Below are 22,191 nucleotides of genomic sequence, written 5' to 3' on the forward strand. Positions count from 1 at the left end.
ATCGTCTCTTCCCGAAGGGAGTTCTCACGGTCGCCCGTGAGGTTTCCTGTTTCACTGCCAGCCGCCCGCCAGAGAGGAGTCTCTTTGAGGTCTTACACCGGCTCCGCAGGCGTTTCGTCTCTCCGCAAGCCCTGCGGCGAGGATGTTCTTGGCCGCGTTGACGTCGCGGTCGTGGGATGCGCCGCAAGCGCATCCCCAGGTCCGGACATTCAGCGGCATGGACTGCTGGACGGCCCCGCAGGTGGAGCACATTTTGCTGGACGGGAACCAGCGGTCGGCGACCAGCACTTCCCGCCCGTACCAGGCCGCCTTGTACTCCAGCATCCTGCGCAGTTCCCGCCAACTTGCATCCGAGATCGCGCGGGCCAGCGAACGATTCTTGACCATGGCGCGGACGGCCAGGTCTTCCACGGCGATCACTTGGTTCTCGCGAACAAGCCGTGTGGTGACCTTGTGCAAATGGTCCTGCCTGCGATCAACGATCCGCGCGTGAAAACGAGCGACGGCCAGCTTCGCCTTCGCCCGATTACGGCTGCCCTTCACCTTGCGAGCCAGGGCACGCTGAACTTTGGCGAGTTTCTTCCGCTCGGCCCGTTTATGCCCGGGACTGAGAATCTTCTCGCCGGTGGACAACGTCGCCAAGACGGTGATCCCCACGTCCACACCGACCACCGTTCTGGCCGGGGGCAGTGGAGCGATCTTCTCCTCGACCAGCAGCGATATGAACCAACGTCCAGCCGCGTCCCTGGACACGGTGAGTGTAGACGGCTCCGCACTCGCGGGCAGCGGTCGAGACCACACGATGTCCAGCGGGCCACCCATCGTCGCCAGGGTGATCTTGCCCTCACGCCAGCGAAACGCCGACCGGGTGTATTCGGCCGACTGGCGAGACCGCTTCCGTGCCTTAAAGACCGGATACTTTGCCCGCCTGGCGAAGAAGTTCGTAAATGCCGCCTGGAGGTGTCGCAACGCTTGCTGCAGCGGCACCGAAGACACCTCGTTGAGGAAGGCGAAATCCTTCGTGCGCTTCCAGCCGGTCAGTACGGCCGAAGACTGTACGTAGGAAATCTTCCGACCTTCCAACCTGTAAGCCCGGGTGCGCTCTTCCAGCGCCTTGTTGTAGACCAGGCGTACACAGCCGAACGTTCGGGTGAGCTCCTCGGCCTGCTCTGGGGTTGGGTAGAAGCGGTACTTGTAGGTCCGCTTCACGATCTGCGCCACGATCCGCAATCTAATGCAGGATCCGCCGATGATCGAATATGTGTTCGATCCTGTGACTCCATGATTTCTCCCCTCCCCCGTCTGAAGGCGGGGCTGTCCATGCTTCGGGAGTTTCGATGACACGTGTCCTGGTCACCGGCGGCGCCGGGTTCATCGGCTCTCATTTCGTGCGCACCCTGCCCGACGCGAAGATCACCGTGCTCGACAAGCTGACCTACGCCGGCAATCGGGCCAACATCGAGGGCGTCGACCACGACTTCGTGCACGGCGACATCTGCGACCCCGACCTGCTGGCCCAGGTGGTGCCGGGTCACGACCTGGTGGTGAACTTCGCCGCCGAGTCCCACGTCGACCGGTCGATCGACGGGGCGGCCGACTTCGTCCGGACCAACGTGCTGGGCACGCAGACCCTCATGCAGGCCTGCCTCGACGCGGGCGTCCACAGAGTGGTGCAGGTCTCCACCGACGAGGTGTACGGCACCATCGAGACCGGCTCCTGGGACGAGAGCGCCCCGGTGAACCCGCGCTCGCCCTATTCGGCGGCCAAGGCCGGCGGCGACATGATCGCGCGGGCCTACGCGGTGACCCACGGCCTCAACGTCTCGATCACCCGCTGCGGCAACAACTACGGGCCCTACCAGTTCCCCGAGAAGGTCATCCCGCTGTTCGTGACCAACCTCCTCAACGGGCGGAAGGTCCCGCTCTACGGCGACGGCGGCAACATCCGCGACTGGGTCCACGTCGACGACCACTGCCAGGGCATCCGCCTGGTGGCAGAGCACGGGGAGCGCGGCGAGGTCTACCACATCGCCGGCACGGCCGAGATGTCCAACCGGGAGCTGACCGACCGCCTGCTCACCGCGTGCGGCGCGACCTGGGACAGCGTCGAGTACGTCGACGACCGCAAGGGCCACGACCGCCGCTACAGCCTCGACGACACCAGACTCCGCGCGCTGGGTTACGCCCCCCGCTGGACCTTCGAAGAAGGCCTGGCCGACACGGTCGCCTGGTACCGCGACCACCCGACGTGGTGGACGCCCGCATGACCCGCTGGCTCGTCACCGGCGGCGGGGGGATGCTCGCCACTGATCTCGTACGAGTCCTCGAAGGCGCCGATGTCCTCGCGCCCACCCGGGCCGAACTCGACATCACCGACGAGGCGCAGGTCGCCGAAGCTCTGAAGAACGTCGACGTCGTGGTGAACTGCGCCGCCTGGACGGCGGTCGACGACGCGGAGACCCGCGAAGCCGAAGCCCTGAGAGTCAACGCGCCTTCGAAGCTCGCGGAGCTCGCGGAACTGGCGGGCCGCAAGCTCATCCACCTCTCCACCGACTACGTCTTCTCCGGCGAGGGCGCCGAGCCCTGGCCGGAAGACGCGCCGACCGGCCCGATCAACGCCTACGGCCGCACCAAGCTGGCCGGCGAACAGGCCGTCCTCGCCGCACAGGGAACCGTCGTCAGAACAGCCTGGCTGTACGGCGCCCACGGCCCCGACTTCGTTCGCACGATGACCCGCCTCGAACGGTCCCACGAGGTCGTGAACGTCGTCGCCGACCAGCACGGCCAGCCCACCTGGACCCGCGACCTGGCCCGCCGGATCGTCGACCTGGCGAACTCGGACGCCCGGGGCGTCTTCCACGCCACCAACTCCGGCGCCACCACCTGGCACGGCCTGGCCCAGGAGGTCTTCCGCCTGCTGGGCGCCGACCCGGAAAGGGTCCGGCCGATCACCTCGGCCGAGTTCCCCCGCCCGGCGCCCCGCCCGAAGAACAGCGTGCTGGCCAACACCAGATCCAAGCCGATGCGTGACTGGCGCGAGGCCCTGCACGAGGCCTGGCCAGAGCTCTAGAGCTTCTCCGCCGGAACGACGATCACGTCCCGGGAGCCGTAGCGCGGCAGCGGCTCCTCGGACGCGAGTTCGGCGTCGGTGATGACGTGGAGCGCGTCGTCGCCGATGGCCCGGACCTCGTAGTTCTCCGCGCGCAGGTCGCGCAGCACCTGGCGGAGCGCCGGGACGTTCCGCAGCACCTCGACCACGATCGTGGGCCGGTTGGCCAGCAGCTGCGGCCAGACCGCGCGCAGCACGTTGGCCTCGTATCCCTCGATGTCCAGCTTGATCAGGTCGGCGAAGTCGACCAGCTCCGACATGCGCACCGTCGGCACCGTGATCGTGCGGTTGGCCGGGCGGTTGCTGATGCCCTCGCCGCCCTCCGAGAGGTAGGCCCCGGTGGGCGCGACGTAACTCTCCTGGTCGGGCAGTGACAGCTCCAGCGTCGCCGGGGCGTCGTCGGGCACCACGGCGGCCTGGACCACCTTCACGTTGTCCAGCCCGTTGAGGTCGGCGTTGCGCGACACGATGCCGGCCGCCTCCGGGTTGGCCTCCACCGCGACATAGGGCACGTCCCGGGCCGCATCGGCCCCCTGGACGGTGTAATAGCCGATGTTGGCACCGAGCTCCAGGATGCCGTTGGCCTTGGCGCACAGGTCACGCCAGCAGGCCGTCTCCATGCCCTCGTAGCCGCGTTCGCCGTACCAGAACAGGATGCGCGCCAGCCGGGACTCGACGGCGGCCAGCCGGATCCGGGGGTTGTCGGGCAGCGCGAAGTCCGAGACGAATCCGAGCGGCCGGTGCCGCAGCACCCGCACCACCTGGCCGAGCACCGTGCGCGAGACGCCGGAGGAGGAGTGGTAACTCGACCGGGCCTTCATCGTCACGCCGGGCGGCACCACGATCAGCGAGCGTGAAAGCATCTGCCGGGCGAGGACCCGGGCGCGCACGGTGGGTGAAAGCTTCTCGGCCATGGACTTCTCTCGATCGGGGCAAACCGTATCGAGTCAGAATATGGGCGTACATGGCCGTCGTCGGGTCTCAATCCGATGTACCTCAGCGCCCCCGCAGGCGCAGGTCGAAACTGACGTCGCTGGAGTCGGGCCGGTCCTGGTGGATCTCCACCGCGATCGTGTTCTGGCCCTGCTGGAGCAGGCCCGGCGACAGCGTCACGTCGGTCCACTGCGATTCGGCCGTGCCGGAGATGGTCGAGGTGGCGAAGCTCCCGGCGGTGATCGTGCCGCCGGGCAGGTTGTTCCGCCAGACCTCGTTGCCGTTGACGTAGACGATCGCGCCGTCGTCCCTGATCACGCTCATGGTCAGCTGGCTGAGAGCACTCGCCACGCCGAAGGTCGTGCGGAAGTAGTAGGTCGTCCGGCCGGAGGCGATCACCTGGCGTTCGTCGCCGTCGCCGAACCCGAACTGCGCGGCGCCCTGCGGCCAGCCGGAGTCGTTGAAGCCCGTCGCCCGCCACGCCGTGCCCTGGTCGCTGCCGTTGTCGAGATAGCGCCACGACGACCCCGTCGGGATCAGCGTCACGTCGCCCGAGGGCGGGATCAGCGGGAACTCGGTGTAGTTGGGCCGGGAGACCCCGTTGAGCTGGCCGTAGCCGCCGCCCGCGCGGAGCGCGTCGGGTCCGGCGCTGAGCGCGAACACCTGCCCGTTGGCCGTGGGCGCGAAGTCGGTGTCGACCGCGCCCGTCCCGGTGTCGACGGCGGCGAAGTCACACCGCTGGAACCCGGCGAAGTCGGGGCAGAAGTGGCCGGCCGCGTACACGTAGGAGCCGCGGACCGCGACCGACTCCACGTCTCCGTCGGCGGTGCGCTGCCAGCGCCGCGAGCCGTCGCTCAGCCGGTAGGCGGCCAGTCGTCCGCCGACTCCGGCGATGGCGGCGTACACACTGTCGTTGTCGGCGGCCAGATCGAGCACCCAGCACTGGTTGCTCGCCACGTCACAGCTCGCGGGCGGAGTCCAGCCGGTGACGGTGCCGTTGAGGTCGACCGAGCCGAGGAACAGCCGCGTCGCGCCGCCGAGGGTGCGGAACTGCCCGCCGACCACCACGCTCCCGCCGTTGGGCGCGGGCGCCATGGCCATGATCGTGTTGTTGGCGCCCGGGTTCCAGCCGCGCAGCGCGCCGCTGTTGACGTCGACGGCCGCCAGCCGGGTGCGGTTCTGCCCGGCGACCTGCGTGAACGCGCCGCCGGCGTAGAGCGTGTCGCCGATCACGGCCAGCCCGCGGACCGTGCTGTTCGCGGCCGGGGTCCAGCCGCCGATCACACCGCCGGTCGACAGGTCGAGGGCGGCCAGCCGGGTGCGGGTCTGGCCCGCCACGGTCGTGAAGTCGCCGCCGAGGAACACGCGCCCGTTTCCCACCGCGAGCACCTGCACCGCGCCGTTCACGGCGGGCGACCATGTGCGGATCAGGTCGCCACTGGCCGCGTCGAGCAGCGCGATGCGCTGCCGCCCCACGTTCTCGCCGGTCGTGGAGTGCCGCAGGCTGGTGAACTCACCCGCGATCACCACCCGATCACCCGTGTGGACGATGGCCAGCACCCGCCCGTTCGGCAGCCAGCCGGCCCGGGGCTGACCCGAGTAGTCGGCCGCCCAGACGGGGGTCGCGATCAGGCCGGTCAGCAGGAACGCCACGGATAAGACGGCCAGGAACTTCTTCCGCATGGCTGGAGTATGAACCTGATTAACGCCTCAGTCGACGGACCACGGCCCCGAGCCCGATCAGCACCACGAGCCCGGCCGCCCCGCCGAGCATCAGCTGCGGCAGCTTCGACGGCTCCTTCGCCTTGGTGGTCTGCTGGATCGCGTTCGGGTCGGGCTGTGGCCCCGGCTTGCGGATCGGGCCGGTGACCAGCTCCTTCGGCAGCGCCATCGTCCAGATCGCGCTCTTCTCGCCCTCGCTGCCGACCAGCAGCGACTTCCCGTCGGCGCTCAGCGTCATCGACTCGCCCTGCGGCTGTTTGGGCGCGTCGATCGTCTGTACCACCTGGCCGGTCACATTGGAGAAGACGCGGATCTTGGCCAGGCCGCGCAGGTACATGCGGCCGTCGTAGCCGATCAGCCCGTCGGAGATGACGTGGGGGACCGGCACCAGCTTCTCGAGCCGGTTGGGCACGCCGGGCACCAGCGACGCGGGGGCGGCGTAGACGGCGCCGCCGGTCGGGGTCTTGCTGACGAAGTAGAGGTTGCCGTTCGCCGGGTTGACCAGGACGGCCTCGGAGTCCTGTGGGCCGTCGGGGTAGACGATCGGATAGCGCTCGGCGGTCACCTTGACGTCGGCCAGGGTCTTCGGCTCGGGGAAGACGAACAGGGTCACCCCGGCGGTGCGGGTCTTGTTGTTGTCGCCGGTGTCGGCCAGGTAGATCAGGGCGTTGCCGCGCTGGTCGACGAAGCCGCCCATCGCCTCGGCGTCGACGGCGGGGGCGCCCTCGATCGTGACGGCCGCCCGGGTCGAGCCGTCGGGGCCGATGGCGTAGAGGGTGGCCGCCCCGGGGCCGTCGTTGTGGGTCCAGATGACGCCGGGGTGGAGCGGGGAGGCGTACAGACCGCTGGATTCCTTGATCTTCAGGTCGGCGATCTGCCGGTCCTGCCGCCACGCCGGCTTCACCTGCGTCAGGGGGGCCGGCTCCGCGTGCGCGGGGACCGCACCCGTCAGGGCGAACGCCAGGGCGGCGCTACTCAGCAGCGTGCGTCGTCGCATGCGGGATCTCATTCCGTGACGGGACGGGGACCTTGCGGAGGTGCCACCAGAGGAGGAACCCCGAGGCGAGGCCGCCGAATCCGATGCAGTAGGGCGCCAGATGCGCCAGGTCGGGCGCGACGGCGAGCATGACCAGCATGGCGGTCAGGCCGATGCCGGTCTCGGCCGCCCGAACCAGGAACACCAGGCGCGACAGGGTGTAGGCCGCCGCCATCATCGCCAGTGGCAGCGTGGCGGAGAAGCTGACCGTGTAGGCGATCCAGCCGCCGACGGTGATCGCGTCGAGGGTGAAAGCGCCCCCGGTGATGAGCGGGCCGACCTGTCCGAGAACGGCTATCGCCGCGAAACCGCAGGCCAGCGTGCCGACGATGAGCACCACCGAGGCGGCGAGCGCGTTGCGCGGCCGGATCGGCACCCCCGCGTCACGCCGCCGCACGAACGTCGGCAGCAGATAGGACCCCGCGCCCTGGACGACCGTGAGCGCCGGTGACATCAGCAGCCGCGCGGCCTCGACGGCGGCCAGCACGGTCCGCCCGGCGAACGCGTCGATCGCCACTCGCATGACCAGGAGCGCGACCGGCCGCAGCGACGCCTGCGCGGATCGCCACGCCGCGAAGGCGGACACCTCGCCGAGCCCGGCCAGGCGCGGCCGGGGCAGCCGGTATTCCACCGACGGCAGCAGCACCAGCGTCAGCGCCAGTGAGACGACCTGTCCCGCGCACATCGCGCCCAGGATCCAGGTCAGCGTGAACGCGGTGCCGGTGAACCAGAGCCCGGCCAGGATCGCCAGCGTCACCCCGACGTAGACGAGGTCGTTGAGCACCAGCCGGCCGAACTCCAGCCGCGCGTTGAGCAGCCGCCGCGCGCTCTCCTGCGGCAGCCACAGGACGATGAGCAGCGCGAACGCCGCGACACCCGGCGCGTCGGCCAGGTCGAGCAGCAGCGCGAACGCCACCCCGACGACCGTGCCGCCCGTGGTCAGCCCGAGGATCGAGGCGCACAGGGCGGCCCGGACGCGCGGATTGAAACGGTCCAATACGTTGAGCGAATCGCCCACCCATGACGAGTAGACAGTGGTGACCGCGACGAGCACGGCCATCATGATCGCGTAGGCGCCGAAGGCCTCGGGGCCGAGGAACCGCACCGCGATGAGCTGTAAGACGACGCTGCCACCGGCCGTGACGGCCTGGGAGGTGACCGACCCGCCCGCTCGGGCGAGGATCTTACGGAGAGGACCGGCCATCAGGAGGCGGCGCCGGTGTCGATGGTCACCACGGGCTCAGAGTCGTCATCGGGCGGGTCCTCGGCGGGAGTGTCTTTGGCCGCCGGTGTCCTGGCGGCCTTCGGCGGTTCTGGCCAGCTGCGGATAGGGGGCGGCGGCGTGGGTCTCTCGGTCGGCGGCTTCTCGGCTGCCGTGAGTTCGGGCCGCTGATCCGGCGCTTTCGCGGGCAGGCTGATGCGTTCGAAGGCGGCCGTCGGACGGTCGTCGTATTCGGCCTTGACCGACGCCGAGCCGTTGATCTCCGGCCGGGGCAGCAGCGGGCGGCGGGGCGGTGCGGGCTTGTGGCGCTGGCCGGTCGCGATGGTCGCCTGACGGACGGTGCCGATCGGGTTGGTGGCGCGCAGGAACGCGATGACGATGGCCAGCAGCGCGCCGACCGCCAGGCCGATCGCGATGTTGGTCGGCACCTTGCTCGGGGTGAGCTTCAGCGGGTTGGCCTGGTCGACGAACCGCACTCCGCCGCCGAACTGGGCGAGGTCGATCGTCGCCTCCGACTCCTTGAGCTGGAGCTGCACCAGCGCCTCGGTCAGCGACGCCTCGGTGGCGCTGCCCTTCGGCGTCCGCTTCAGGTCGTCTTGCACGCGTTCGCGGGTGGTTCGCACGCTCTTGAGGAGTTTCTCCTGGTCGCGCTGCGCGTCGGCCTCGGTCAGGATCTGGTAGGCCGCCACGACCGAGTTGGACATCTGCGCGGCCAGCTTGTCGGTCTTGGCCGTCGCCGTGACCACCACGATGCCGCCGGCCGTGCCCGGCGAGGCGGTGACGTTCTGCCGCAGCGTCTCGAGGTCGACCGCGACCTGCTGCTCGTTCTCCAGCAGCTGCCTGGCCCGGTCGAGCACGCCCGCCGACTGCGTGAACGCGGCCCGCTGCGCGGTGTAGGCGATGTAGCTGCTGTCGGAGGACACACCCATGCGCAGGTAGGTGGTGCTGCGCGGGTCGACGACCGCGAACCGGGCGGTCGCCTCGACGTTGCCGAAGACGAAGAAGGTCGCCGCCCCCGCGATGACCGCGGTGACGAGGATCAGTGCGACGGACGACCACCGGTAGCGCCACACGGCCTCGAGAAGGCCGACCTCCGGGGTCTCGTCACGTTGGTCTGTGGCCACGAATGCCTGTTCTCCCCCGTTGTGCATTCCTCTTCACGGTAAAGAAGCGGTCGATTCACAGTTTAGACATCCGCGTCAGGCCCGAGAATCTCCCGCTTCATTGCCTCCGTATAACGCTGTAGTCCGAAGCGGGACACGGCATCGTCAAAACCCCTGTTGGCAAGGGCCTTCGCGGCGGTCCAGTCGTTAAGCAAAATTTCCACCGCGTCGGCCAGCGCGACCGGGTCGCCCGGCGGCACGAGCAGACCGGTCTTCTCGTCGTGGACGATTTCCGCCAGCCCCTGCACCGCACTGGCGACCACGGGGCGGCGGGACAGCATGCCCTCGACGGCCACCAGCCCGAAGGGTTCCACCCGGGAGGGGACCAGCACGACGTCGGCGGTGGCCAGAAGCGGCCACACCGGGTCGGCGAACCCGGCGAAGATCACTTCGGGTCCGGCTTTGGCGCGGAGCTCGGCCTCGTACCACTCGTAGCCGGGGAAGATGGTGCCCGCCAGCGTCAGCTTGATCGTGTGACCCCTGCTGACCAGCAGTTTCGCCGCCTCGACGGCGACGTCGTTGCCCTTGCGCGGGGACAGGCGGCCGACCAGGACCAGGTGGCCCTCGTGCTCCGGACGGGGGTCGGTGGGGGGCGGACCGGCGACGCCGTTGTGGATGACGGTCGTTTTCCCGTCAGGGGCCCCGTCGGCGGTGATTCGGTCGCGCACACTGTGGCTGATCGCGATGATCGAATGGGCCAGCCGCAGCGGCAGCGCCAGCGCCCGTCTGATCGGGCCTGGAACGCTCTCCTCCGCCTCGTGGACGTGGCACACGACCCTCGGCACCCGCGCGAGCCGCCCGGCCAGCAGCCACCAGGGGATGGTGACCGTGTTGACGTACAGGACCGCAGGGCGGTTCTTCCGCAGGTGGGACACCATGCGGGGGAGCGTGGTGGCCAGCTCGGCGGCCAGCCTGAGCAGGCCGACCGGCTTCAGGTAGGCCTTGCGCAGCACCGGGACGGGCAGGATCTCGACTTCGGCCCCGGCCTTTTTGATCAAGGTGCACAAAGGCCCCTCTGCGGGCAGAGCGACCGTTATTTCGGCCAATTCCGACAGGGCCCGTACCGATTCGACGAGCATGCGGTCGGAGCCGTAGAGATCAGGCGACGGGTGCGCCATCACCACTCGAACCATGGTTGCCGCATCCAAATGTTTGGTTACCGTTTACGGTTGGATGTTCATCTTGTCATCCAACGAGGGGGTCGCATGCGTATCGCCATGATCGGTACTCGCGGGGTGCCCGCCCGTTACGGGGGCTTCGAAACCGCCGTCGAGGAGATCGGGGCGCGCCTGGCCGACGCGGGCCACGACGTCCGGGTCTACTGCCGGGGGGCGGTGGAGAAGATCCCTTCGTACAAGGGGATGACGCTCGTCCATCTGCCCGCCGTCCAGCACAAGATCATGGAAACGCTCAGCCACACCGGACTGTCGGTCGGCCACGTGCTGTTCCACCGCACCGACGTCGCGCTGGTGTTCAACGCGGCGAACGCGCCCTTACTGCCGTTCCTGAAGCTGGCCCGCATCCCGGTGGCCACCCACGTCGACGGGCTGGAGTGGAAGCGGGCCAAATGGAACGGTGCAGGGCAGCGCTACTACCTGGCTGTGGAGAAGCTCTCGGTCCGCTGGTCGAAGCAGATCATCGCCGACGCTGTGGCGATCCAGGACTACTACCTGGAGAAATACCACGCCGAGAGCGTGATGATCCCCTACGGCGCCCCCATCCAGGAGCGCTGCGACGACGACCTGCTGAAAGCCGAAGGCTATGAACCCGGCGCCTACCACCTGGTGGTGGCCCGCTTCGAGCCGGAGAACCACGTCGACGTGATCGTCGAGGGCTACACGCGGAGCAGGGCGAAGCTGCCGTTGATCGTCGTGGGCTCGGCGCCCTACGCCGAGGAGTACGTGCGGAAGATCAACGACCTGGCCGCCGGAGACGACCGGGTGAAACTGGTCGGCGCCGTCTGGAACCAGGACCTGCTCGACGCCCTCTACGCCGGCTGCGCCACCTACCTGCACGGACACTCCGTCGGCGGCACCAACCCGTCGCTGCTGCGGGCCATGGGCGCGGGCGCCTCGACCATCGCCTACGACGTCGTGTTCAACCGCGAGGTCCTGGGCGAGTCGGGCGCGTTCTTCAGCGGCCCCGACGACCTCGCCCGGGTGATCGAGCAGGCCGAAGACGACTCGCCCGCCGCCCGCCACCGGGGCCACCTGGCCCGCGAACGCGCCCGCACCTCCTACACCTGGGACGACGTCGCCGCCCGCTACGAGCGCCTCTGCCTGGACCTGCGCGGATGAGTTTCGTGCGCTACCCGCCGGGCCGGGCCAACGTCTGGGTCCCGGTCCGCGACGCCCGGTCGGCCGCGGCCGGGCTGTCGTTGCTCACCTTCTCCAAACCGCTGCCCCTGCTGGCGCAGCGGGTGCTGCACCGGGCGGTGCTCATCGGCGGGCCGTGGCTGCTGCCGGGCCGCCGCGAACGGTGGGTCCCTCCGGTCGACCACTGGGACTCCGTCCTGCGCGACGTCGAGGAGGTGGTCGGCCCGGTCGACGAGGTGGCGCTGTACCTGCGCCCGCAGGCGACCCGGTCCGGGGCGGCCGCGCTGCTGCTGAGGAAGGGCCGCCCGGTCGGATTCCTGAAAGTGCGGGAAGGGCTGGAGCGGGAGGCCCAGGTGCTGCGGCTGCTCGACGGCGGCGACGGCTTCCGTGCCCCGGTCGTTTTGGGGGCGGGGCCGTCGTGGCTGGTGATCTCGGCGATGGAACCCGTGCCGGCGAGGCCCTTCCGGGTCCCTGACATCTCCGACCTGACGTCGAGGATCCAGCGGCTGCTCGCCAAGCTGCCCAAGCCGCCCGGCACCCCCGATCACTGGCTGCCGATGCACGGCGACCTCGTCCCGTGGAACCTGCGCCGCACCCGGGGCAGGATCCCCTGGCTGATCGACTGGGAGGACGCCGCCTGGGCGCCCCCCGGCGCCGACGAGGTCTACTACCGGGCCGCCGAGACGACCCTGTTCGGGGTCGACCCGGTGCCCACGGGTTACGCCGAGGCGGCCGCCCACTGGGAGGCCGTGATCTCCAAGCGCCACGACGACCTGCCGCTCAACGGCGGCATGCTCGCCGCACTCGAGGTGCTCAGCCGGCCGTCCAGTCGCTGAGCCTGCGGCCGAGCATCTCCTCGAGCCGCCGGTTGTGCGGGGCGAAGTGGCGGCCGAGTCTCTTCCGCACGTCGTCGGGGATGTCACCGGGGGCGGCGGCGTTCCAGACCTTGCCCGCCTCGCGCAGCGGCGCGGGCGGCAGCCCGAGGAAATCGGCCGCACGATCGCAGGCCGCCTGCGGGTCGCGGTAGAAGTCCTCGCTGGTCAGGATGTGGAACCGGTCGCGCGGGAAGTGCGCGAACCAGCGCTCCAGGCCGCGGGCGTATTCGCTCTGGGCGACGTAGGACTGCTGCTCGTGGGCGTAGGACAGGTACGCCGGATCGGCGATGATCCTCGCCTCCTCCCCGTCGGTCCTTTCGTGCTCGGCGGCCAGGGCCTCCTCGAACGACAGGTTCTCGGCGCCCGCGCGCACCCGCTCCCGGTAGTGGGAGAACGTGCGCTCCACGGGGTCGCGTAACACGAGCAGGATGCGCGTGTTTGGCACGTTCCCGGCCGCACGTTCGGCGGCCAGGGGGTGGTGCAGGTAGTAGGGCGAACCCTCGCCGGCCACCACCGGCCCGCCTGCCCTGCGCCCGGCCTTCGAACGGCTGGACCAGCTCGGCAGATGCGACCGGTACCACCGCATCCCGCGCGCGTAGTTCGAGTCGAAGTAGTGGACGCCCTTGGTGTGGTTGGCCTTCGGCAGCAGCCCGGCCGCCGGGAAGAGCGGGATCACGCGGGGATGCTCGAGCAGGGCGAAGTAGAACGACGTCGACCCGCCGCGCTTGGCCCCGATGAGCAGGAAGTCGGGATCGGGCCGGAACCCCGCGGTCGCCATGCCCCAGCTCCGGATGGCGGTACGGCCCGCGTTAATAACAGGTTTGGGGAGGTTCATCCACGTCATCCTTTCAACCGGTCATAGTGAAAAGTTATTAACCGCTCGTATGCTGGCACACGTCACCAGGTGGAGCGGCGATTCGGGGGGACCGGCGTGAGAGGTGCGCGCCACCGGCGGCTTCGGACGCAATGGTGGCCCACGCTCGTGCCCCTCGGGATGATCCTCGCCAGTGACTACAAGTTTCGTTCGCGTGACGTCTCCGAAGCCGTCGGCGGCGGAATCGACGCGACGATCCTGCTGGAGATCGGCGTCTACGGGCTGTGCGCCCTCTACCTCTACCGGCGTTTCGGCTTCCGGGCCCCGCGCCAGGCGGCGCCCGCCGCGCTGATCCTGGCCTGGCTGTTCGCGGCCTACTGCGCCCTGTCGGTGCTGTGGACCCCGTTCCCGCCGTTCGCCGCGGTGCGGGCGTCGCAGTTGCTGGTCACCGCGATCGTCTGTCACGTGATCGCGACCCGGGCCTCCCGCGACGACCTCTACCGGCTGGCCCACTTCTTCGTCGGCCTGGTGGTCGTCTCGGTGGCGTTCGGCGTGGCGCTTCCGCTGAAACGCACCCCCAACACGCAAGACCGGTTCAACTGGCTCTACGTCCACCCGGTCACGGCCGGCATGTTCCTGGGCGTCGCGCTGCTGCTGTGCCTGGCGTTCCTGGTGCCGAACGGGCTGCCGAGGCGCTATCCATGGCCGGTCTACGCTGTCTCGGCGGTCGTCTCGGGCGCGGCGCTGGTCGCCACCGGCACCCGCGGCGCGGCCATCGGCATCGTCGCGGGGGTGGCGGCGTTCCTGCTCACCGCCCGGGGATCGCGCGGCCGGGCCGAGGTGATCATGGTCGGGGTGCCGATCGTGGTGCTGCTGCCACTGCTGTACGGCGACAAGCTCATCGAGTTCGCCACCCGGGGCGAGACCGTCGCGCAGCTCGAAAGCCTCAACTCACGCACCGACCTGTGGACCTTCGCCTACCAGGCGGTGATGAACCGGCCGGTGTTCGGCAACGGCATGTCGTCGGCGCGCGGGCTGTTCCTCGACGCCCTCGGGCTCGGCGGCGGCCACAACATCTTCGTCAACGTGGTCGTCGAGGGCGGGCTCACCGGGGCGGCGATCTTCTGCCTGCTCCTCGTCGTCGTGCTGACGGTGAACCTGTCGTTCACCAGGGTCAAAGAGGTGCGGGTCGAGGCGGCGCTGCTCCTCGGTCTGCTGATCTTCCTGGTGGTCGACGGCCTGACGGCCGACCAGATGGCGGGTGCGGCGAACGTCGCATCCATCTGGATGTTCCTCATCGTGGCGTGGACATGTGTTATCACACGTAAACCTGAGAGACGCGAAGAGCGTCACGATACGCGTGGGGCCGATGTGACCTCACCTGTGCCCTGAAGGGGACCAAATGCGCAAGACCCTTTTATTGGGGCTGCTCGCCGCGCTAGCGGTGACCCCCGTCCCCGCCGCCATGGCTGACACGGCACCCGCGGCCGGCGAGCCCGCCACGGTCACGGCCGACGCGCTGCCGACCTGGCAGACCGACGGCGTCGTGCTGGCGATGGAGATCGTCAACGGCGTCACCTACGTCGGCGGCAACTTCGACAATGTCCGCCCGCCGGGCGTCCCCAAGGGGGGCGCGGGTGAGGTCTCGCGGGTCGGATTGGCCGCGTTCGACGCCGCCACCGGCGATCTGCTGCCGTGGAACCCGGTCGCGTTCTCGCCGACGTTCACCGACGACCAGGCGCAGAACGAGTGCGACAAGATCGCCACCAACCAATACCGCTGCGACACGGTCTTCGAGATCAAGGCCTCGCCCGACGGCTCGAAGATCTACGTCGGCGGCGACTTCAACAAGATCGACAGCTCGCGGCGCGACCGCATCGCGGCCTTCGACACCGCGACCGGGGCGCTCGACCCCGACTTCAACCCCGTGGTCAACAACCGGGTGCGCGCGCTGGCCGTGTCCGACACGACCGTCTACGCGGGCGGCCACTTCACCACCGTCGACGGCGAGACCCGCACCCGGCTGGCGGCCTTCGACCCCAGCGGCACCCTCACCTCGTGGGCGCCGACCGCCGACAAGCGCGTCCTGGCCATGGCGCTGACCCCGGCCGGCAACCGGCTGATCGTCGGCGGCGACTTCGACCGCATCAACAACATCAAGCAGCACGGCCTGTCGGCCGTCAACGTCAGCGACGGCTCCAAGGGCACGTTCAACAGCAACGACATCCCGGCCAACAGCTCCAGCAGCCGCTCGTGGGTGACCGACATCGTCTCCGACGGCACCCGCATGTACGCCAGTGCCAACGGCGAGGGAACCTTCGACGGCCGGCTGGCCTTCAACCCCGACAACGGGTCGCGCATCTGGATCAACAACTGCCTCGGCGCCACCCAGGCGATCTCGGTGATGGGCGGCGTGCTCTACAGCGGCAGCCACGCCCACCGCTGCAACATGCAGTCCTACTATGGCGGCGACGCCTTCCCCGAGACCAAGCCGCACCGTCGCTACATCGCCGAGCCGACCGGCACCGCGCAGGGCGCCAAGCAGACGATCCTGCACTGGTTCCCCAACTCGGCGCCTGGCACCGTCTACCCCTACGTGCAGGGCCCGTGGACGATGGCCAACGACGGCACCTACCTGTGGGCCGGCGGTGACTTCCTGGAGGTCAACGACGTGGCGCAGCAGGGCCTCACCCGCTGGACCTTCCACGAGACCAGCCCCGACGTGGGCGGTCCCATCCAGGCAGGGTTCGGCGCGCCGACCCTCCAGGCCAACGGCGGCGGCAAGGTGACCATCCGCTGGGGCGCCACGTGGGACCTCGACAACCGCAAGGTCAGCTACGAGGTGCTCCGCAACGACGGTCAGGTCGCCTGCACCGCCGAGAGCTTCTCGGTGTTCTGGAGCCTGCCGAACCTGTCGTGCCAGGACATCGGCCGGACCCCCGGCGCGTCGCACACCTACCGGGTGCGCGCGATCGACCCGTACAACAACCGCGTCTCCTCTCCGACCAGCGCGCCGGTGACGGTTTCGTGAGACGGGGGCTCGCCGTCGCGGGGGCCGTGGCCCTCGCGACGGCGGGCGTCCTGATCTGGGCCGCGCTGATGCGGCCCGGTGCGAGTGTGCCGGCCCAGCCGTCCTGGGAGACGGCCGGGCCGGTCCCGCTGGGCCAGGCCGACTATCCCGTCCCCGACGGCGCGTTCTTCATCGCGCCGACCGGCGACGACGCCTCGCCCGGCGACATCGAAGAACCGTGGCGGACGCTGGCCCACGCGGTGGAGACCGCCCCCGAGGGCGCGACGATCGTGCTGCGCGAGGGCGTCTACCACGAGAAGGTGGAGATCTTCCGGAAACGGCTGGCCATCCAGAACCGTCCCGGCGAGGTCGTCTGGTTCGACGGCAGCGAACCGGTCGACGGCTGGGTGAAGGACGGTTCCCGCTGGCGCCGCGACGACTGGGCCGTCCAGTTCGACAACACCGACTTCACCGCCGGCGGCGGCGAAGACTGGCACATGGTCGACCCGGCGTTCCCGATGGCCAACTGGCCCGACCAGGTCTTCGTCGAAGACCGGCAGCTCGCCCAGGTCCGGACCGCCGACGAGGTCGGCCCCGGCGCCTTCTTCGTCGACTACCAGACCCGGCAGCTCTTCATCGGCGACGACCCGGTCGGCCGCGAGGTGCGCGCCACCACTCTCGACGAGGCCCTCTACTTCGAGGGCGCCCACGGTTCCTCGCTCAAAGGCGTGGGTGTACGCCGCTACGCCACCTCCCTGGCCAGGATCGCCGCAGTGAAGGCGTTCGCCGACGACATGACCATCGAGAACAACGTCTTCGCCGAGACCTCGGTCACCGGCCTCTCGCTGAAGGGCGCCCGGATCACCGTCAGGAACAACCTGTTCGCCGGCAACGGCCAGGTCGGCCTCGGCGGCCACAAGTCCGACGACGCCACGATCGTCGGCAACATCAGCAGGGGCAACAACGTCGAACGGTTCATGATGACCCCGGTCTCCGGCGGTCTGAAGATCACCGAGTCGCGGCGCATGGCGGTCGTCGGCAACCTCATGGAGGACAACCGCGGCCCCGGCATCTGGCTCGACGAATCGATCGTCGGCGCCGTGGTCGCCCGCAACATGGCCAGGAACAACGCCCACCACGGCATTCATTTCGAGATCTCCGCCGACGCGCTCATCGCCGGAAACGTCGTGACCGGCAACGGGAGCAACGGGATCTATGTCAACGAGTCAAGTGACGTGCGGATCTGGAACAACACCGTGGCCGACAACAAAGGCCGCCAGATCTATGCGATCGATGGGGCGCGGCAGCAACTCGTACCGGGAGTGAGCTGGAATGTGAGCGGCGTCGAAGTGCGCAACAACGTGCTTTCCGCCGCCGGCGCCGAGCCGCTCGTGGCGGTCCGCGATCTGACCCGCCGCAAGAGCGCCGGCGACATGGCCGACCTCGACCACAACGTCTACTACCGGCGCGGGAACGCCCCGCTCGCCGACTGGGCCGACTGGAGGAGCAGCGATGCGACGGTGCGCACGCTGGCCGACCTCCGCCGGGTGACTGGTCAGGAAATGAACGGCTATGAATCGCCTGAATATGGTGATTCGCCCGATGGTGCGCCGTTGCCCGCTGATGTCGCCAGGTTGTTCGGGGTGGAAGCCGGGGCCGTCGTTAAATCCGGCGCTCCGGAAGGTGAACTTTAAATCGTTACTAAGTTACACACGGGTTACTCCAGACTTGATTAAACCGTTCCATTACTCTTGCATCGGTGTGAGGACGATCTTCTGAGATGTAGGTAACCGTGGTAATTCGATCATCGCGTGTGGCCGCTTTCCTGGCCGCGACCTTATTGGGGGCGTCGCTCGCGACGATCCCGCTCCCCGCCCGAGCCGACATCGACCCGGCCCCCGGTGTGCCCGAGACCGTCACCGCCGACGCGCTGCCCACGTGGCAGATCAACGGCGTCGTCTGGAAGATGGCCACGGTCGGAAACACCGTCTACGCGGTGGGCAGCTTCTCCCGCGCCCGGCCCCCGGGCACCGCTCCCGGCAACGCGGCCGAGGTGGTGCGGTCGAACATCCTGGCCTTCAACATCACCACGGGCAACGTCACCGGCTTCGCGCCGACGCTGAACGCGCAGGCCCGCACCATCGCCGTCTCGCCCGACCAGACGAAGATCTACATCGGTGGAGACTTCACTCAGGTCAACGGCCAGACCCGCAACCGCGTCGCGGCCTTCGACGTCGCCACCGGCAACCTCGAATCCTTCGCGCCCTCGGTCGGCAACGTGGTCCGCGCGATCACGGTCAGCGCCTCGACCGTCTACCTGGGCGGCAACTTCTTCAACGTCAACGGCCAGAGCCGCAACCGCCTGGCTGCGGTCAACCGGAGCAACGGCGCCAACCAGCCGTGGGCCCCGGACACCGACGACGAGGTCTTCGCCCTGATCATGTCGCCCGACCAGAGCCGGGTCATCGTGGGCGGCAAGTTCCAGCAGCTCAACAACGTCACCCGGATCGGCATCGGCGCGCTCAACCCGACCACGGGCGCCTCGGAGCCGTGGAGCAGCAACCCGATCCCGGCCCGGATCGGCAACGACTACTCCATGACCTACGACCTGGCCACCGACGGCACCAACATCTACGCCGCCGCCGACGGCGAGGGCTGGCACTGGTTCGACGGCCGGTTCGCGGTCGAGCCCAACACGGGCGACCTGATCTGGCTCGACAACTGCTACGGCGCCAGCTACAGCGTCTTCCCGATGAACCAGGTGCTCTACAGCGTCGGCCACGCCCACGACTGCGAGTCGGTGCGCGGCTTCCCCGAGGTCTCGCCGACCCGCTGGCAGCGCGCGCTGGCCACCACGATCGCGCCGACCGGCACCGACCCGATGCCGCCGTCGAACAACAGCCAGTACAGCGGCCAGCCCACGCCGACGCTGCTCCACTGGTTCCCGCAGGTCAACGCCGGTTCCTACACCGGCATGAACCAGGGTGGCTGGGCCCTGTCGGGCAACAGCAACTACCTGGTCATGGGCGGCGAGTTCACCACGGTCAACGGCAGCGCCCAGCAGGGCCTGACCCGGTTCGCGGTGAAGCCGAACGCGCCGAGGACCTCCGGGCCGATCGCCTCCGCCGACCTGACCCCGACCGCGGTCTCGCTCAACGCGGGCACCGCCCGGATCAGCTGGCAGACCACCTGGGACCGCGACCACGCGAAGCTCAAATACCAGGTGCTCCGCGACGGCGGCACCACGCCCGTCGGCGAGGTCGAGGTCGACTCGAACTTCTGGACCCTCCCGTCGACCGGCTTCATCGACACCGGTCTCACACCCGGATCGACGCACACCTACCGCGTGCGCGCCGTCGACCCGCAGGGCAACACCGTCGGCAGCGCGACCTCGGCGCCCGTCACGATCGCCTCCGCGGGGGCGCTCAGCGACTACGCCGAAGCCGTGATCGACGACGGCGCGAGCGCCTACTGGCGTCTCGGCGAGGCGTCCGGCACGACCGCCTTCGACTACGCCGCCTTCACCGACGCCACCCGCGACGCGGGCACCTCCCAGGCGACCCCCGGCGCGATCAACGGTGACGCCGACGCCGCGGCCAGCTTCAACGGCACCGGTACCGGCCTGGTGAAGACCAACAGCACGGTCGCCACCACCCCGGCCTTCTCGATCGAGAGCTGGGTCAAGACCACGTCGACCCAGGGCGGCAAGATCGTCGGGTACGGCGGCTCGCCCACCGGCGAGTCGGGCAGCTACGACCGTCACGTCTACATGGACAACGCCGGCCGCATCTACTTCGGCGTCTATCCCAACGCGGTCCGCACGGTGAACAGCGCCCCCGGCTTCAACGACGGCCAGTGGCACCACATCGTCGCGACCCAGGGCAGTGGCGGCATCTCCCTCTACGTCGACGGCCGTCGCGTCGGCCAGGACCCCTCGGTCACCAGTGCCCAGGTCTACTCCGGCTACTGGCGCATCGGCGGCGACAACCTCAACGGCTGGCCGAACCGCCCGACGAGCCTCTACCTGAACGGCCAGATCGACGACGTGGCGATCTATCCGACGGCCCTCGCGGCGTCGAAGGTCGACGCCCACTTCGTCGCCTCGGGCCGCACCAGCCCGATCCCGCCCCGCCCGGCCGACGACTACGGCCGTGTCGTCTACGACGACGAGCCGGTCACCTACCTCCGGTTCGGCGAGGCCACCGGCCCGACGGCCGTCGACGCCAGCACCAGCGGCGTCAACGGCTCCTACACCGGCACCGGCGTGACCTACGGCCAGACCGGCGCGATCGTCGGCCTGACCAACAACGCGGTCCGGGTGCAGAGCGGCGGCCGGGTCTTCTCCGGCAACCTGACGAGCAACCCGACGACCTACTCGGCCGAGACCTGGTTCCGCAGCTCGTCGAACCAGGGCGGCAAGATCGTCGGCTTCGGCAACACCGCGAGCGGCACCAGCGGCAACTACGACCGCCACGTCTACATGCGCAACGACGGCCGCCTGGTCTTCGGCGCGTACACCGGCGCGTTCAACCTGATCACCACGACGGCCGCGTACAACAACAACCAGTGGCACCACCTCGTGGCGACGCAGGGCGCCGACGGCATGAAGCTCTACGTCGACGGCGCGCTCGTGGGCACCCACGCGCAGACCAGCGCCGAGGGCTACTCCGGTTACTGGCGCTTCGGCGGCGACAACCTGAACGCCTGGCCCGACCGCCCGGCCTCCGACAACTTCAACGGCTTCCTCGACGAGGGCGCGATCTACGCCAAGGTCCTCACCCCCGCCGAGGTCGCCCAGCACTACCAGGAGGGCAGCGGCACCGGCCCGGCCAACCAGCCGCCGACGGCGTCGTTCACCTCCAGCTGCACCGACCTGGAGTGCACCTTCGACGCGTCGGCGTCGGGCGACTCCGACGGCACGGTCGACGGCTACGCCTGGGACTTCGGCGACGGCCAGACCGGCACCGGCGCCACGCCGAGCCACACCTACCCGGCCGCCGGTGACTACCCCGTCACCCTGACCGTCACCGACAACGACGACGCCACCGCCAACACCGGCGGCGTGGTCGTGCCCCGCCCGGCCCCGAACCCCCCGTCGATCATCGCGAACGACACGTTCGGCCGGACCCTCGCCAGTTCGCTCGGCTCGGCCCAGACCGGCGGCCCGTGGACGCTCGTCGGCGGCAACGGCAACTTCGCCGTCGACGGCAACGCGGCCAAGCTCGCCCTCCCGGCGACGGCGGCCAACCCGCGCGCCTACCTCGACGGCGTGTCCAGCACCACCACCGATCTGTCGTTCTCGATCGCCTCCGACAAGGTCGGCACCGGCAACGGCACCTACCTGTTCGCCTCCGGCCGCCGCGTCGCGGGCGTCGGCGAATACAAGGTCCGGGCGCGGCTGCTCCCGTCGGGGGTCGGCCTGTCGCTGATCCGCACCGCCGGGGCCAGCACCGACACCCTCATCACCTCGGAGACCACCGTCCCCGGCCTGACCTACACCCCGGGCCTGGTGCTGAACATGCGGGTGCTCGTCACCGGCACCAACCCGACGACGATCTCCGGCAAGGTCTGGAACGCCGCCGGGGCCGAGCCCGCCGGCTGGCAGGCCACCACCACCGACGCCACCGCGAACATGCAGGTCGCCGGCGGTGTTGGGATCGGCGCCTACCTGTCGGGCACCGCGACGAACGCCCCGATCTCCCTGACGGTCGACGACCTCGCCGCGAGCAACCTGGCCGCCGCCCCGACGGCCGCGTTCACCTCCAGCTGCACCGGTCTGACCTGCGGCGTCGACGCCTCGGCTTCGACCGCCGGTTCGTCGGCGATCGCGAGCTACACCTGGAGTTACGGTGACGGCGGTGCACCCAGCACCGGCCAGACCGGTTCGCACGCGTTCGCCGCTCCGGGCACCTACAACATCACCCTGACCGTGACGGGCACCGACGGACGGACCTCGGTCGTGGTCCATCCCGTGACCGTCGCCTGATCGATC

The 22,191-nt window shown here is 69.4% G+C and carries 16 protein-coding genes; 8 read left to right on the forward strand and 8 right to left on the reverse strand.

Going from position 1 to position 22,191, the window contains the following annotated elements; all coding sequences use genetic code 11:
• Positions 1 to 51: 51 nt before the first annotated feature.
• Positions 52 to 1,221: an RNA-guided endonuclease InsQ/TnpB family protein gene (locus AW272_RS03760; RefSeq protein ID WP_157518256.1), complete on the reverse strand. Its 1,170-nt coding sequence runs from the start codon at positions 1,219 to 1,221 to the stop codon at positions 52 to 54.
• Between the two features lie 116 nt (positions 1,222 to 1,337).
• On the opposite strand from AW272_RS03760, the gene rfbB reads away from it, so the two are divergent.
• Positions 1,338 to 2,267, forward strand: a complete 930-nt coding sequence (gene rfbB, locus AW272_RS03765) for a dTDP-glucose 4,6-dehydratase (RefSeq protein WP_066361018.1) — start codon at positions 1,338 to 1,340, stop codon at positions 2,265 to 2,267.
• Entirely contained in the window at positions 2,264 to 3,070 is an 807-nt protein-coding gene (rfbD, locus tag AW272_RS03770; RefSeq protein WP_066361019.1) for a dTDP-4-dehydrorhamnose reductase, read from the forward strand. The genes rfbB and rfbD overlap by 4 nt, the downstream gene beginning before the upstream one ends.
• On the opposite strand, the gene AW272_RS03775 is transcribed toward rfbD, so the two are convergent.
• The 6 genes from AW272_RS03775 to AW272_RS03800 form a co-directional block, all read right to left on the reverse strand.
• Positions 3,067 to 4,023: an FkbM family methyltransferase gene (locus AW272_RS03775; protein WP_066361020.1), complete on the reverse strand. Its 957-nt coding sequence runs from the start codon at positions 4,021 to 4,023 to the stop codon at positions 3,067 to 3,069. The two genes, rfbD and AW272_RS03775, sit on opposite strands and share 4 nt — an antisense overlap.
• Positions 4,024 to 4,105: 82 nt before the next feature.
• A complete protein-coding gene (locus AW272_RS03780; RefSeq protein ID WP_066361021.1) occupies positions 4,106 to 5,725 on the reverse strand; it encodes a PQQ-binding-like beta-propeller repeat protein in 1,620 nt (539 codons plus the stop codon).
• A 19-nt stretch (positions 5,726 to 5,744) separates the two neighbouring features.
• A complete protein-coding gene (locus AW272_RS03785) occupies positions 5,745 to 6,761 on the reverse strand; it encodes a YncE family protein (RefSeq protein WP_066361022.1) in 1,017 nt (338 codons plus the stop codon).
• A complete protein-coding gene (locus AW272_RS03790; protein WP_066361023.1) occupies positions 6,736 to 8,004 on the reverse strand; it encodes an MATE family efflux transporter in 1,269 nt (422 codons plus the stop codon). Before AW272_RS03790 ends, AW272_RS03785 begins: the two co-directional genes overlap by 26 nt.
• Positions 8,004 to 9,146, reverse strand: coding sequence for a GumC domain-containing protein (locus tag AW272_RS03795; RefSeq protein WP_157518258.1), 1,143 nt, complete (start codon positions 9,144 to 9,146; stop codon positions 8,004 to 8,006). Before AW272_RS03795 ends, AW272_RS03790 begins: the two co-directional genes overlap by 1 nt.
• A gap of 62 nt (positions 9,147 to 9,208) precedes the next feature.
• Positions 9,209 to 10,318 carry a glycosyltransferase family 4 protein gene (locus tag AW272_RS03800; protein WP_066361025.1) on the reverse strand — a complete coding sequence of 370 codons (1,110 nt, stop codon included), beginning with the start codon at positions 10,316 to 10,318 and terminating at the stop codon, positions 9,209 to 9,211.
• Between the two features lie 72 nt (positions 10,319 to 10,390).
• Here AW272_RS03800 and AW272_RS03805 point away from each other — a divergent pair, with 72 nt between their 5' ends.
• Both AW272_RS03805 and AW272_RS03810 read left to right on the forward strand, forming a co-directional pair.
• Positions 10,391 to 11,482, forward strand: a complete 1,092-nt coding sequence (locus tag AW272_RS03805; protein ID WP_066361026.1) for a DUF1972 domain-containing protein — start codon at positions 10,391 to 10,393, stop codon at positions 11,480 to 11,482.
• Complete coding sequence (locus AW272_RS03810; protein WP_157518260.1) at positions 11,479 to 12,336, forward strand: phosphotransferase; 858 nt, start codon at positions 11,479 to 11,481, stop codon at positions 12,334 to 12,336. Before AW272_RS03805 ends, AW272_RS03810 begins: the two co-directional genes overlap by 4 nt.
• On the opposite strand, the gene AW272_RS03815 is transcribed toward AW272_RS03810, so the two are convergent.
• Positions 12,314 to 13,210 carry a sulfotransferase domain-containing protein gene (locus AW272_RS03815; RefSeq protein WP_169807484.1) on the reverse strand — a complete coding sequence of 299 codons (897 nt, stop codon included), beginning with the start codon at positions 13,208 to 13,210 and terminating at the stop codon, positions 12,314 to 12,316. The genes AW272_RS03810 and AW272_RS03815 overlap by 23 nt on opposite strands.
• A 147-nt stretch (positions 13,211 to 13,357) precedes the next feature.
• Between AW272_RS03815 and AW272_RS03820 the strand changes: the two genes are divergently transcribed.
• From AW272_RS03820 to AW272_RS03835, 4 genes are all read left to right on the forward strand, one after another.
• The gene (locus AW272_RS03820) at positions 13,358 to 14,581 is read left to right on the forward strand and encodes an O-antigen ligase family protein (RefSeq protein ID WP_157518262.1); all 1,224 of its coding nucleotides are present in this window, start codon (positions 13,358 to 13,360) and stop codon (positions 14,579 to 14,581) included.
• Between the two features lie 10 nt (positions 14,582 to 14,591).
• A complete protein-coding gene (locus AW272_RS03825; protein WP_066361030.1) occupies positions 14,592 to 16,220 on the forward strand; it encodes a hypothetical protein in 1,629 nt (542 codons plus the stop codon).
• Positions 16,217 to 17,893: a right-handed parallel beta-helix repeat-containing protein gene (locus tag AW272_RS03830; RefSeq protein WP_066361031.1), complete on the forward strand. Its 1,677-nt coding sequence runs from the start codon at positions 16,217 to 16,219 to the stop codon at positions 17,891 to 17,893. The genes AW272_RS03825 and AW272_RS03830 overlap by 4 nt, the downstream gene beginning before the upstream one ends.
• Before the next feature lie 119 nt (positions 17,894 to 18,012).
• Positions 18,013 to 22,185 (forward strand): LamG-like jellyroll fold domain-containing protein, encoded by a 4,173-nt coding sequence (locus AW272_RS03835; RefSeq protein WP_066361032.1) that lies wholly within the window; start codon positions 18,013 to 18,015, stop codon positions 22,183 to 22,185.
• The last annotated feature ends 6 nt before the right edge of the window (positions 22,186 to 22,191 follow it).

Origin of the sequence: Herbidospora mongoliensis (assembly GCF_001570545.1) — a bacterium.
GTDB lineage: Bacteria > Actinomycetota > Actinomycetes > Streptosporangiales > Streptosporangiaceae > Herbidospora > Herbidospora mongoliensis.